Annotated in this window: 2 protein-coding genes; both read right to left on the bottom strand. The window is 59.6% G+C overall.

Features of this window, described 5'->3' with window-relative positions:
• Positions 1 to 10: 10 nt before the first annotated feature.
• On the bottom strand, positions 11 to 7,345 hold the full coding sequence (locus tag PspCFBP13508_RS01445; protein WP_137213432.1) for a DUF6543 domain-containing protein: 7,335 nt from the start codon (positions 7,343 to 7,345) through the stop codon (positions 11 to 13).
• Between the two features lie 130 nt (positions 7,346 to 7,475).
• Positions 7,476 to 14,675, bottom strand: coding sequence for a DUF6543 domain-containing protein (locus PspCFBP13508_RS01440; protein ID WP_137213431.1), 7,200 nt, complete (start codon positions 14,673 to 14,675; stop codon positions 7,476 to 7,478).
• Positions 14,676 to 14,689: the final 14 nt, after the last annotated feature.

Raw genomic sequence — 14,689 nt, 5'->3', positions numbered from 1 at the left:
ATTCATCCGTTCACGGGCGGCTCGAAGGGCCGGGCTGCGGTGACGACGGGCGTGGCTGCGGCGCGCCGCTACCTGGCGACGAAAGACTCTCAAGCTCTGTGCGGGACAGTTCTTTGAGCTTTTCCATACGCGTCGCCGGCAACTCGACCTCAAGCACCCCCATGGCATCCAGATACTCGGGGCTCGACAGGTCAGGATAGGCGTCCTCTACCGCACCATGTCGCCTCGATTCTTCGAGTTTCAACGCCTCGAACACCTCGCTGTGGCGATCTTCCAGGTAACGGACCCAATAGTCGCGTGAAATCAGCTCCTCCAGGAACGCTGGCGACGCCTCGTCGGCAAGCACCGAGGCGCGAGCGTTGATCAATACCTGCCCACGAATAGGCGTGCCGTACAGCATATGCGCCGGCTGTCCCGGCAGTTCCAGGCCATCCGGCCAGCCGCTGGTCATGCCGATCCGGTATTGCAGTCGGACCTCCGCACGGTCTTGGTTTATCGCAGCAGCTTCAGCGAGTCGGTCAACTCTCTCCAGGCGAAACAGGCGGCGGGTCAGATTGAGCAAGGCTCTGCCGCGTTGCTCGGGGCGATGCTGCGGGATATCGCGCAGGGTGTTGTATTCATAGACGCGGGCTTCCAGTTCGCTGAACGACAGGATCCGCCCATCAAGGCATGTGTCGTGGGTTTCGGCGTTGACAAACAACTGCTCGCGCAATTCGGCGTTTTCCGTGGCAGCCTGAATGACTTGCCAGACCCGATGGGTGAGATCGGCCCCCGACAATCTGAATTCGAGGGTGTCAGGCAAGGTCGAGAGCAGATGAAAGAACGCATCATGATTGGCCTGCCTGGCCAATTGCGCCCACAAAGCCTGCCGGGCGGCACGTACATCAGCCGGGGTGAATGTCAGCCAGGTCTCCATGGCTGGCGCGGCGACATTTTGCGCTGGGTTAGCGATGGCCTCAATGGCCTCGACCTGTGCGTGCACATCCACACGTCCGCCAACACCACCGCCTCCGAAGCCGTCACTGTCATCGCTGTCGCCATCCGAGCCGGAGCCGGGTTCACTGTCGGCTCCGCGTAAGCGCAGGTCAATCTCCCGATCGAGATGCGCCCGCGAATAGCCCATGACGTCACGATTTGCATTGGCGGCGCTGTAATCGCGCAGTTGTCGCAGGCTGTTGAGTGTCAAGGTGTTTTCCGACAGAACCGTGCCAGCGACCAGTTCCCTGTGACTACCGTCCAAGAGCCTGTCCGGGAACACGCTGATGTTGTTGCCCGTCAGATCGAGTGCGCGCAGATGCGGCAGTTCGAGCACGCCGTCCGGCCAGGAATCGAGGCCATTGTGGTCAAGCTTGAGGGTTTCGAGCCGACTGAAGGCGCTGGCACTGAACTCCTCCAGTTGATTGTGGCTGAGGTCCAGCCAGCGCAGGCGATTTCCACCCGCCTGGGTGTACAGGGACTCCCCGGTGGCCAGTTTATTCCCGCTCAGCTCCAGCCGCTCGAGCCCGCTCAGACCGCCAACGGCGTCTGGCAGCGTATCAAGGGCGTTGCCGTTGAGTACCAGGGTGGTGACTTCAGGGAAAGCGGCACAGAATTCGTTGAAGCTTTGTGCCGAAAATTCCACGCCGGTGAGATTCAGCGTTCTGACTGGGGAAAACACTTTCGACAGCCGCGGCAGATCTCCGGTGTTCAACCCCGTGAGATCAAGTGTGGATCCTGAGTGTTCGCTATGGCGTGTCAGACCCTCAGCCCAGCAATCTCTGACCTTCATCGCCAGAAACGATCGGTGCTTGGATTTATCCCCTCTGTTCCATGGTATCGCCCGAGTAAAGATCCAGCCGTTCAACTCACGCGTCAGGGCCTCGTCGCTGTCTCGCCAGACGGTCAGACGGGCGTCGATTTGTGCATCGCTCAGTCCCTCGCTGCGCAATCGCGCCAGACATTGCTGCGCTTGTTCTGTAGAAAGAAGCGGATTGACGTCCTGTAAGCGACTTGCAATGTCTGCGGCACCTTCGGCGACAGGTGCCAGAGGACGCAGCGGCAACAGAAATTCGTGCGCAAATGCCAGTGCAGTTCTCGGTACGCGCGCGTCGCCCACGCTTCGAGGGCCACTGGGGTAAATTTCAAACTGTTTGAGGGTGTCATCAGGCAAGCCGATTGCGGTCTCGATACGCCGCTGCGCAGTTTTCAGGGCTGCCGCACCTTCGGCACTCAATGAGCTTTGCGTCAGGTTGGTGTTGAGCATCACCCTGTCATCGGCAAGCACATGCTCAGGTAACGTACTGATTGGGTTTTCGCGCAGATCAAGCCATTGCAACCTTGGCAGCGTTTCGGCACCCGCCGGCCATGCCTGGAGACGATTGGAACTGAGGTCCAGAAGTTCAAGCTTCTTCAGAGCCGCGACATTCAGATCAGTCAGCTGGTTTTCGCGCAAATCCAAGAAATCGAGTTTATAAAGTGCATCAATTTGGCTTTGGACTTCTGGCGTGGTGCCGATCAGGTTGTGTGACAGATCCAGTCGAGTCAATTGCGCAAAGTCGCTCGGGCTGAACGGCACCTCAGTCAAATTGCAGCCTGTGATTTCTACCGTACGCGCACCGCTGAATGCTTGAAGAAACGCGCGCATCTGTGCCGCAGGCACGTTCAGATGATCAAGGGAAACGGTTTTCACATGAGAAAACGTACCGGCCGGCAATGACGGAAGCTCGCTTATGGATGGCTCGTCGCCAAAGTGTCCATCATCGAATAACTTGAACACTTCGCCACTTTCCAGCGGGGCGACCCCGTTCGGATTCCCTGGAGTGGGGACCTGCGCTTCTCTGCGCAGGCCATAACGTTCGCGCACGGCAGCCGCCCAGTTGTGCTCAAGTTCACGCACCACTGCAAGGTTCGGCAACGTTTCCCAGACCGGAGCAAGCGTAGCGGTGCGCAATCCATCGGACGTCGTCGGAAGGTAAAGCTGCCGGAAAATCCCGGCGTGCTCCAGGCGCAGCAGCTCGACAGCCTTGAGCCGGGTCTCGGGTGTATTCCACAGACTCATGATGCGCTCAGGCAAGCGATTGATATTTCCGCGCCGTCCAGTCAGGAATTCCAGCTCGCCGGCGCAGTACTGGCGGACCATCAGGTCCAGATCCAGCAGATGTCCCCACACGCCCCGGTAATTTTTGACGTACTCGTAGGCGGGCTTGAAATTTTCATGCGCGAAATTCGACCAGTCGAGCGACAGCCCCGCCCACAACTTCTCATGCCCTGTGTAGAGTGCTTGTGGAATGGACGAGATGGCCGTCTGCGTCAGATCAAGGCGCTCCAGCTCAGGCAGCTCCTGTACAAAATCGGGCCATTGGACCATTCCCGGCGCATCGATCCTGAGTTTCCTCAATCGCCTGAGCGGTGTGAGGTCAAGATTCGCCGTGACGCCGGTGCCCCTCGAAAGATCAAGATGAAGCTCTTCTACAGCAGTCAGCATGCGCAATCTTGTCGGCAGATCAGCCGCCAGCGCAGCCGCTGTGGTTCTGAACTTGAGGTTTTTCAGGCTCGGCATGCGAGTGACGGCCAGAGGCAATGTCGTCAATGACTGTTCGCGCCCCATATAACTGCCAAACAGACTGCCACGCTCGCCCAGCGAGAGCTTTTCGAGACGGCCAAACCGCTCCAGGAACGCGTCGGCATCGGTGTCCGTGATGCCATCCCCAGCGATGGAAAGTTCTCGTACGTGATCAAAATTTGCTGTCAGAGCTGGCAGCGGGTCGTACAGGACAAGATGAAGCTGATCGGCGCCGGGCAGATGGGCGGCGATCGGTGCGTTGCGCCAACAGTCCTTGAGCGCCTGTGCGGTACGTACTTTATAGTTCCACTCGGAACGGGCCCAAGCCGGTACTCTCGTTAGTCCCGACCACTCATCCAGCGTCGCTTCAAGCTGCGCCCATTCCTGTCGACGCGACAGCAGCAACTGGAAAATGTCTCTGTCGTCATTTCCCGCCCGATACTGTTCAAGGAGATAGCCGCGCGCCTGTTCATTTGTCAGCTGCGGATAAATATCACGCGTGCGTGCTATCAGGTTCGGTGACAATCCAGGGCCACGTCCGCTGGCAGGATAACCAATCAGAGTATCGCTGACGCGAACGGGCGGCTTGATCCATTTGACCTGGGGTTCCAGCAGCGCAGGCGCCTCGGCCTGGTGCAGATCGGCGTGGCGGATGATCTTTTCCCGCAGCTGGACCGACTGCCCGACCGCTGGCACACCGAGGCTGCGGCGCGCCTCGTCAGGCAGGGCGTGCATGATCGATGGGTAAAAATTGTCGCCGTGTTCGGGCAGGCTGTTGAGTGCCTCACCGCGCTCGTTGAATGCCTGAAACTGAGCACCTTTTTTTATCAGGTATTTTTTCTCGCTGGCTGTTTCACTGCCGATGCTGTCAAGCAGCGTGCCAGCATCATGATCCTCGCGAACCTCGATACGGAGGTTGTCAGGCCAACCCGGCAACTGCTGAAGCGTGTGCAATGCCAGACGCCGACTGTCCGCCGAAGCGACATTTTCGCTGCGCAGACCGGCATACGCGGTGACTCGACGGGTTTGACGCGCATACCAGCGCGCTTCTTCCAGCAGGCGCAGCGGTGCTCGCTGGCCCGACCGCAGCGCCTGCAACTCACCGGCATGGGCATGCGTCAGCACGGCTTGTGCTGCCGACTCGCCCAGCCCGGGACATTCCTTTTGCAAACCGGCGACCTCGGGGGCGATGGGGTCGGTGCCCTTGTAGATGCTTTCGAATATCGCCGATTGACGGGTGTTGGCGTAATTGGCAATTCGCTTGTTGAATTCCTGAAGCCTTGCCTCGGGCGTACGTGCGACCAGCTTGCCGAGCAAGCGATTGATTTCCGCTTCTTCGAGCGATGCAAGAATATGCGCGGGCAGTTTTCCGCCAAGGATGTCGGCCCGAGAAGTCCTGATTGGCGGCTTGACACCCACGTCACGAAAGCGCCGCGCAGCACCATACCTTACGGAACTGCCGGACAATGACTCGCCATCGAACACTTCAAGCACCCGGTTTTGCGGCCACAACGGCATTTCGGTGATCAGCGGCAAGGTATACAGGTAGAGCTCATCGATGGGGCGTTCCCCACGCAACTGCTCCACGACCAATGCCGCATCTGCATCCGCTTTCAACAGGCGCATCGCCTGCGCCAGCTCCGGTGGTGGCGGCGCGTGGTCGAGGTGCATCTTGCGCAAGGCGCCGTCACTGACGCCACTGATATCGGCAGCCCTGAGCAGTTCTGCGTCGGAAAACACTTCGGTTGCATGCCCCATGCGTCGCAACAGGGTCAGGCGGTCCCACTCCAGCGGGCGCTCAAGCGTGGATCGCCAGGCACCGTAACCATTGCTCTCGAGCACCGGCTGCCAGGCATCGGGATCGTTCGGGTGGCGGAGGCGCCACTTGCCGAGCGATGAATCGTAGTACTGCTCGTAAACCTTGCCGGCCTGACGAATGTAGGTCTTGCCGTCCAGTACATGTTGCCCCTGCGGATTCGGACCGGGGCTGTCCGGCAAAGCTATCGTTGACTCATACGCGCCAAGATCGGGTTTCCAAAGGCGGGTGTTGCCGCTAGGCAACTGCACCGGTTCCAGCTGTTCAATCACTGGCACGGCTTTGGCGCTGGAGAATTTCCGCACCCCGGCGCCTACCCCCGCCATCACCGCGATCTGCGCCAGATTTTCCGCCACGTCGATCAAATGATCCCTGGCCGCACGCCGGTCGCCTTCGCTCCATTCGATCGCGCCCTCCAGTGTTTCGTACATCAGCTGGCCGGCCATCACCACCATCATCACTTCGCCCAGCACCGGAACGAACATCGACACCATGTTCAAACCAAGCAGACCGATCTGCAGCAGGTGCGCCAGCCTGGCGTCGCGCGCCTTGACCTCGACGTCGTCGCTGGGTACCGCATGGCTGCGGGCGTCGGCCAGTACCTTGGCGCGGTTCTGGGTAAAGAGATAGAGCCAGAGATCTTCATTGGCCGCCCAAAGGCCATGCCCTCTGCGTCCGACCGCCGAAGGCGCAATGTAGGGATCGGGCTCCGGCTCCATCTTCACCCCGCGCTCGGGAGGAAGTTGCTTGATCCGGGTGAACACTGAAGTACCGCTGATTGCCTGAATGAACGCGACCCATGGAGAGCGCAATGTCGACCAGGCATCCTTCGGTGAGTCAGCAGCCTTTCGGGTGAACTGACTGAAATAATCGGGCCGCTGATCAACGGGCAGAAATTGACTGAGGAACCGCTGATAAGGCGTCGGTTGAGCCCCGCCAGCGAGCGGTTCATCGCGCGCAGTCAGCAAGCGTTTGAACTCCTCACGCATTTGCTGGTGGTTGTAGCGTTTGAACGGGTGCTGCGGGTCGTGAGGGATGTAAACGATCAATTCATCGCTGTAGCGGTATTTTTCGCTGATCACGAACACCACACAGCCAGTCAGACGTTTTCTCATCAGGCCCAGGTCCTTGAACCATACCTGTCGGTTGCCCATCCAGGGATTCATCTCGCCATCGATGACCGACCGGATCATGGTGTAGTCCGCCGGTTCTATATCCTTCTGCAATAACGCCTGCTCTGCGGCTGCGCGCATGGTTGCCTTCTGACTCGCGATGAACCGCTCGCGAAGCACGCCCTGCACCACCACATCGGCCGGGTGAAAAAATTCCTGCAGATAGTCCTGGTATTGCTTGCCGATATCCAGGCGACGGCACAGCGACATGAACTGGCTGACCGTCAGCGCGACACTAACGGACTCGAAAGTCTCCGCAGTATCGGTCGCCACCATGAATCCCGAGGTGTGGTGATAAGCCCCCTCCTCACACTCGCTGGCTTCGAAGTTGTGCAGTGCCGCCTCCAGCAGCGACAGCTTGAGAATTTCGAAGGACGCCAGCTCTGTGGCCTGAATGCCCACCTCTATCGGGCGTCGCAGGCACAACAAGGTTTTGTCGATGTCCACTTGCAGCTGATATTCGTCCTTCAATGCCTTGATCAGCAAGGGTCTGGCAAACACTTCGGCCTGCTCAAACCTCGACATGCTTTTATCGAGCATGTTTTGCGCCTGCACGCTGGCCTTGTAGCTGTCATTCAAGGCTGCGCGCTGGGCAGGCGTCGCATCCTGATACCACGCCGGCATCGCCGCAGGGGCGTCCTTGAACGCCTGGCGTCGTTGCGCCGTCACGTCAGTCAGCCAGGTGGGGATCGACTTTTCGAGGAAATCACCGTGAAGGCTCTGTGTTGCCTTCAGCGGTTTCGGGGCCGGCGCGTCGGTCGTGCGTGACGAGGATGAAGATGCCGTCGACGGCGGATTGGATGGGATAGCGATCATGGTCACTCCTTTGTCAATGAAGTGTGCAGCAGACCATTTCCGGCTACCCCGACTGCGGTATCCGCTTATGACTCACCGGCGAAAGGTAACAACTTGCTTCGACGAGCCTTGCAACCGCACCATGCGGCCGTCACGGGAGCGAGGAAGTCCCGGGCTGCGGTTCAAGGCGTCCAGGCTGTTGCGAGTCATCAGCGAAAGCTCGCAGGAGGTCGATTTCACGGCGCGTCAACTCGAGCCGTCTCTGTCGACGCAATGCGTGGACAGCTCTGGCCAGTGCTTTCAATTCCAGCTCGTACTGATTCTCGGTGAGTTCCCCCCGTTCGCGTCGTTCCTTCAGTTCGCCGCCAACCTGTTGCAGCTCTTCGATCTCGACATCGATCGCCTCCATTTCCTGCGGATAGCGTTCTTGCAAATAAGCGATCCAGTAATCGCGCTCGCCCATGTTCGCCGGCAGTTCATCAGTCTGCTCCGCCTCCAGTACCCAAATGCGAACTTGCGCCAGGACCTCATCGGTCAATGGACGTGCGTATAACATATGGGAGGGTTGCCCCGGCAGGTCCAGTCCATCACCCCAGCCACGGGTCAAATCGATGCGCGATTGCAGGCGAACCTCGGCACGATCCTGGCCCTTCGCCAAGACTTCGGCAAAGATCTCGACCCACTCCAGACGAAACAACTGTCGGGACACTTGCCATAATGCCCGGCCCCTGGCCATCGTTCGGCTGACAGGTATTCCCTGCAATGTGCGATAGACCCAAACCCGCACCTGCATGTCACTGAACGTAAGAATCCGCCCGTCCGGACAGGTGCCGTGCGTTTCTGCATCGTTGAACAGCGAGTCGCGCAGTTCGGTATTTTCGGTAGCCGCCTCCATGACTTGCCACACTCTGTGGGTGAGATCGGCCGGCACACGCTTGAACTCCTCGGTGTCACGCAGCAAACGCAGTAACTGAAAAAACCGCTGGTGATTCGGCTCAAGCGCCAATTGCGTCCAGATCGAGCGTCGTTGCGCCGCCAGTGCCAAGTCACTGTCCATCAGCCAGGGATCGCGAGATTCCGGCGCGATGTCATTGGCCGGATCAAAAATCGCTTCAGACGGCTGCACGCCTGCATATGGATCGGGGGCGACGGCATTGTTACCTGCCCCCTCCACTGCGCCTGGCGGCTGCGGTTGATCGGGCCCGATAACATGTCTATCGATCAATTCGTCGATGGATTCTTGTGAAAGCTGCATCACATAAGGGGCTGCGCGCTCGCGGGCGTAGCGCCGCAGATCCAGCAAGGCAGTCAGGGACAGGCGTGCATTCGCGGACAAGTCAGTCCCTTGCAGCAGACGCTCGTGATTGCCGTTGAACAGCTCACCAGGAACGTCCCCGATCCGGTTGTTGTGCAGATTCAAACCGCGTAAATGAGCGGCCTGTTGAGCTCCGGCCGGCCATTCGCTCAGGTGGTTGGTGCGTAGATCCAGAAGCTGCAAGGCACTGAAGTCCGGTGGGTTGAATACACGAAGCTGGTTATACCCGACGTCAAGCATGTGTAGACGCCCGCGCCCCAGCAACGGGTAGAAGCTGGTCGCACTCTGGAGATTGCAATGCTGCATTCGCAGATGCTGCAGATGCCGCATCCGCAACACCGGGCCGGGCAATGCACCCAGCTCATTGCCACTGAGCAGCAAGGTACGAAGGTCCTGAAAGGCGTTGAGAAAGCCGTCGGAGCCCCGCGTGGACAGGCCCACGCGGCTCAGGTCCAGCGTTGTCACCGCTGGAAACTGCACGGGCAGTTCAGGCAAGTCGCCGATTCGCAGATCTGCAAGCTCAAGTTCCCGTACCACGCTGCCACTGGCTTCAGTCAGTCCGCCAAGCCACGCGTCCCTGATCAGCCGCCCCGCAGAGGATCGTCTACCAGCCGTGATCGGGCCATCGGCCGTTGGAATCTCGCGGTTGTACAACCAGCCATTGAGTCGTCGAATCAACGCCTCACAGCTGCGATGCCATTCGGTAATCCGGGCTTCGATTTGCGCATCGCTCAATCCCGAAGCCTGCAGATGCTGCACATTCAGTTCAGCCTGCTGCCGCGGCATGAGCTGATTCAATCGTTGCACATGCAGCGAAGTTCCGCTCTGAGCCGGATTGACCAGCGCCTCTTCAGGCAGCGGCAACAGCAGTTCGATGAACGACCAACCGCTTTCGGCCGGCGGGAAAGTGTCCGGCACACGTTGCGCTGCGAACTGCGCCAACGTGCCCTGTTCCAAAGCCTTTTGCTGCTCGATTCGCTGAAATGCCGCGTCCAGGCTCGCTTGCCCCTCGGGACTGAAACGGTTGCCCGTCAGGTTGCTCCTCATCAGCACATCGGGGTGGGACAAGACTGGCTCTGGCAGGGAGGCGATCCGGTTGTCGCGCAGATCGAGCCAGGACAAACGCGCGAGGCGTTCGGCGCCGAGGGGCCAGGTTTGCAACGAAGTCGATCTCAGGTTCAACGCCCGCAATCGGCTCAACGTGCTGACGTCGACGGCATGCAGCGGGTTATCACGCAGATTCAACCATCGGACTTGCTGCAAGCCGCTCAGTTGCCTCTGTACCCCAGGCGTTACGACGATGGCATTGTCTGATGCATCAAGGTTCTTCAGCGCACGCAGATCGTCCGCCGCAAAGGGCAGTTCGGTAAAGCGGTTGCCGCTGATTTCAAGGCTTTCGACGTGACTGAATGCACGGAGAAACCCGCGTGCCTGGTCGATGGGGACATCCAGCAGCCGCAAACGGACAGTACGGACATGGGCAAAACTGCCGGCTGGCAGTTGCGGCAATTCGCGAAAGCGTGCTGCCGCCGGCAGCGCTTCGCTGCTCGATCGTGGGCCAGGCAGCTCGAACCTGTCCACGTTCGCAGTCAGCCCGTAACGCTGGCGCAGCGTGCCATACCAATTGGTTTTCAGCGCCCGGAGGACTTCGGCATCAGGTCCGGTTGCCCAGCGGCTTCTGACTGTCGAGTAGCGTGTGCCATGCCTGAGTGTCGGTGTGTAGAACTGCGCAAAGATTGCCTCATGCTCGGCCCTGATACTCTCGATCGCTGTCACCCGCGCTTGCGGCGTTGCCAGAGCGGTATAAAAAGCTTCGGGCAAAAGATCGACGAAGCCCGACGCCGGGGCCATGGTGTCCAGTTCGGCACGGCAAAATCCACGGACCATTTGGTGCAGGTCGAGCAAATGGCCGAACGGGCCGGAATACTGGCTGACGTAGTCGTAAGCACGCCGAAACGTGGTCGGGGTGACCCTCGCCCAATTCAACGACAGGCCGGCCCAGAGTTGCTCGTGTCCGTGGTACAGCGAGTCGGGCAAGGTTTCAATCAAGGTGTGGGTCAGGTCCAGGCGTCCAAGCCGCGGCAGCCGTTCGACATACGCCGGCCACCGCCACAAGGCATTCGGGGCGTCAATGCGCAAACTGTGCAAATGCGTCAGCGTGCTCAGTTCAAGATCATTCAGAGTGCTTGCATCGGCTCCCGAATAGTTGATATGCAGCGTTTCCAGTGAGGTCAGTGCCCGCAGCCTCTGTGCAAAGGTGGGCGCGAGAAACGGCGCGTCGGTAACGAAGCGCAGTTGAGTCAATCCGGTCAGCTGGCCAAGTGCTTGCGGCACGGTCGTGAGTGATCGGCCAGCAACGGTAAAGACACGTGGATCCCTCACCTCGCCAATCTGCAGGTCAGTGACGTTCGGAAACGCCGCCAGCAAACCATCGACATTGGCATCCGTGAGGCCAATGCCGCTCACTGCCAGTTCACGCACATGGGGAAAACGAGTACTCAACGCGGGGACAGACGCATCACAGACCAGTGACAGGCGGGCCACATCGGCAACCCGGCCGGCCAACGGGCCATTGCGCCACGCCTCTCTCAAAGTCCGCGCCAATCGCGCCCTGTGCTCGGCAGTCTGGCTGCTGCCTGGGACCGCCTGCCATCGCTCGAGTGTGACATTGAGCGACTCCCATTCCCGACGGCGCAACTCCAGCTCCTGATAAATCTGCGCATCGCTGCGGCCTCGCTGTCGAGCAAGAAAGGCAGCTGCCTGTCGCGGCAACGGATACAACTGCGCCACGCGCATTTCGAGCGAAGTGCTCCAGCCTCCACCTCGCCCACTCGCGTAATAGCCCGTCATCCTGGCCCGAACCCGTACTGGCGGTTTGAACCATTTGGCTCGCGGTGCCAGCATGTGCAGAGCTTCGCGCCAATGCACGCGGGCCGACAGGATAATCTGGTGCTGCAGCTCACCGCCTTTGCTGCCCTCGTACAGGCCCAGTGCCGCACGCATGTCATCAGGCAACGCATACATGAGCGAACGATAGAAACTGTCTTCCACCCTGGAAATTCTGTTGAGCACCTGCGCCTGAGCATTGAATGCCTGGTAGAAAGGTCCGTTCTTGACCAGATAGCGTTTTACCGGCGCCGAAGGCTCACCGACACTGTCAAGCAATGCGCCGGTCGTACTGCCTTCACGAATCTCCAGACGCAACGTTGGCGACCATTCAGGCAATCGCTCCAAGGCAAACAACGCCAGCCGTCGACTGTCGGCCGAGGCAAGGTTTTCGCTGTGCAGGCCGGCAAAGGCGCGCGTCTGGCGCCCCCGGCGAACATGCCAGCGCGCCTCTTCGAGCAGTTTCAACGGCGAACGCCCGGTGTGATCCATGCGGGCCAGCTCCGCTGCCGTGGCATGACCGAGCACGTCCTGTGCGGCGGCATTGCTCAGCCCGGGGCACTCACGTTGCAGGATCCGCGCGCGCAGACTCAGCGGCTCGGTGCCGCGGTAGAGGCTGTCGAAAATCGCCGACTGACGGGTGTATGCGAACTCGGCAAGCAAGCGCATGAACTCATCCGGCCTTGCCGGCCGGAACTGCGCGGCCCTGCTGCCCAGAAGCCGAATGACTTCGTTTTCCTCCAGCGCTGCCACAATCCGCGCCGGCATTTCGCCGTTCAATACCTGAGCGCGGCTGATGCGGATCACGGGTTTGCGTTCAATCCCCGGCAACACATTTTCCAGGCCATATTGAATCGACTGCTCAGTCTCCTGCGCCCCGGCGAAAATCTCCAGTACTCGGCCATGCGGCCAGCGTGGCAGTTCCGTCACCAGCGGCAGCGCATGCAGATAACGCTCGTCAATCGCTCGGGCACCACGCAATTGCTCGATCATCTGTCGGGCCGCGGCATCGGCTTCGAACAGCTGCATGGCATCGCGCAATTCGGGCGGCGGCGGTAGATGATCCATGTGCATCTGGCGCAACGTGCTGTCACTGACGCCGCTGATATCACCCAGCATCAGCAATCTGTCATCGGAGAAGCCGTCAGTGCTATGGCCCATGCGCCGTAGCAGCTCCAGTCGCTGCCATGTCATCGGCTGCTCCGATACCAGTCGCCAGGCGCCGTGGCCGTTATGGGCGAGCGCCGGCCTGTAGGCGTTGCGCTCGGTGGGGTGTTTCAGACGCCATTGCCCGGTCGAGCGATCGAAGACCTGCACGTAGATTTCACCGCCCAGACGAATGCAGGTCTTGCCGTCAATCCGGTACTGCCCCAAGTGATTGGGCACCGCGGCCTGGGCGAGTGCGATGTCGTGCTCATAACCGGTGAAGTCAGGCTTCCACAGGCGTGTCCGGCCGTTGGGTAACGTTACTGGCTGCAGTTGCTCGATGACCGGTTCCGGTCTGACGGCATTGATTTTATTGAACACCACGCCACCGCCGGCCATAACGGCAATCTGGGCCAGGTTTTCGGCGACATCCAGCAGATGCTCCTTGGCCGCGTGCCTGTCGCCCTCGCTCCATTCGACGACGCCTTCGATGGTTTCATAAAGCAGTTGCCCGACCATCACCACCATCATGATCTCACCGATTACCGGCACGAACATCGAGGCCACATTCAAGGCCAGCAGTCCGAGCTGCTCCAGGCCGGCGAGTTTGGCATCACGCGCCTTGGCATCGATGTCACGAGTCGGCACCGCATGCGCGCGGGCGTCAGCGATCACCTTGTCCCGGTGCTTCTCGTAAAGGTATTGCCACAGGTCGTTGTTGGGTTGCCAGGGATACACTTGCCGGTGCGGCATCAACGAAGCGGCAACGTAGGGGTCTGGCTCCGGCTGCATTTTTGGAGGCTTGGCAGAGACTTTCCAGATGTCGGAAAAAATCGGCGACGTCTGCAGCACCGTCCGCCAGACCGATGACAGCCAATCGGACCAGGGGTCGGCTGATTTTACGAATTGGCTGAAGTAATAAGCACGCTTCTCATAAGGCATGAACTGGCTGAAGAACCGCTGATAGGCGGTAGGCTCAGCGGTTTTTGCCTGATGCGCAGGGCGGGCACTGAGCAACCGTTTGAAAGTGTCGCTCATCTGCGTACCGGTATAGCGTTTGAGCGGATGTTCGGGATCATTGGGCACATAGAGAATGACCGCTTCGACCGACTGATATTTTTCCGCGATGGTGAATGCCACGCAGCCGACCAGTCGGTGCTGCATCAGGCCCATGTCGTGGAACCACACCGGTTTGTTGTCCACCCGGGGACGTCTTTCGCCGTTGAGCACGGAAACAATCATTGCGTGATCCTGCGGGCGGATTTCCTTGGTCAATAAAGCCCGCTCGGCCGCTGCGCGCATGGCAGCTTTCTGACTGGCAATAAAGTCGCGGCGCAAGGTTTCTTGCGCCTTCGGTTCGGCAGGATGGAAAAAAGTCTTGAGGTAAGCCTGATATTTCGTACCGATGTCCAGGTCACGACACAGGCTGAGAAAGTTTCTCACCGACACGTTTACCGGCACCGACTTGTAAGTGCCGGCTGTTGCGGTTTCGATGACAAAACCGGAGCTGCCGTGAAACGCGCCGAACACGCATTCGTCACTTTCAAAATTGTGCAGCGCCGCCTGCAGCATAGGCAGCGTCAGGGCTTCGACCGTGCCAAATTCCACAGAAATGATTCCCGCGCGTACCGCACGCCTGAGGGATAGCAGGGTCTTGTCGACATCAACCTCAACCTGAAAACGGGACTTCAAGGCCTGCAACAGTATCGGTCGGGCAAACGCATCGATGTCCTTGAAGCCGGACATCGTTTTGTCCAACCGCATCTGAGCCCTGAAGCTGCTTCGGAAACTGGCATGCAGCACCTGACGTTGCCGGGCTGTGGCTCTGGCGTACCAGGCAGGCATGAGCGGACGCGCCTGCTTGAATTCAGCCTTGCGTTGCGCCGAAGCGCCAATCAGCCACTGCGGCACTGCGGTTTCCAGGAAAGGCCCGTGGATACTATCCGTCGCCGAAGGCTGGATCGGTCGGTCAGCAGTTCGCGAATCGAGGGAATCTGGGGACATACATCGCTCCTGTA

The sequence above is a fragment of the Pseudomonas sp. CFBP13508 genome (assembly GCF_005233515.1).
Taxonomy (GTDB): domain Bacteria; phylum Pseudomonadota; class Gammaproteobacteria; order Pseudomonadales; family Pseudomonadaceae; genus Aquipseudomonas; species Aquipseudomonas mercuritolerans.
This window is presented reverse-complemented; position numbering and strand designations above follow the sequence as displayed.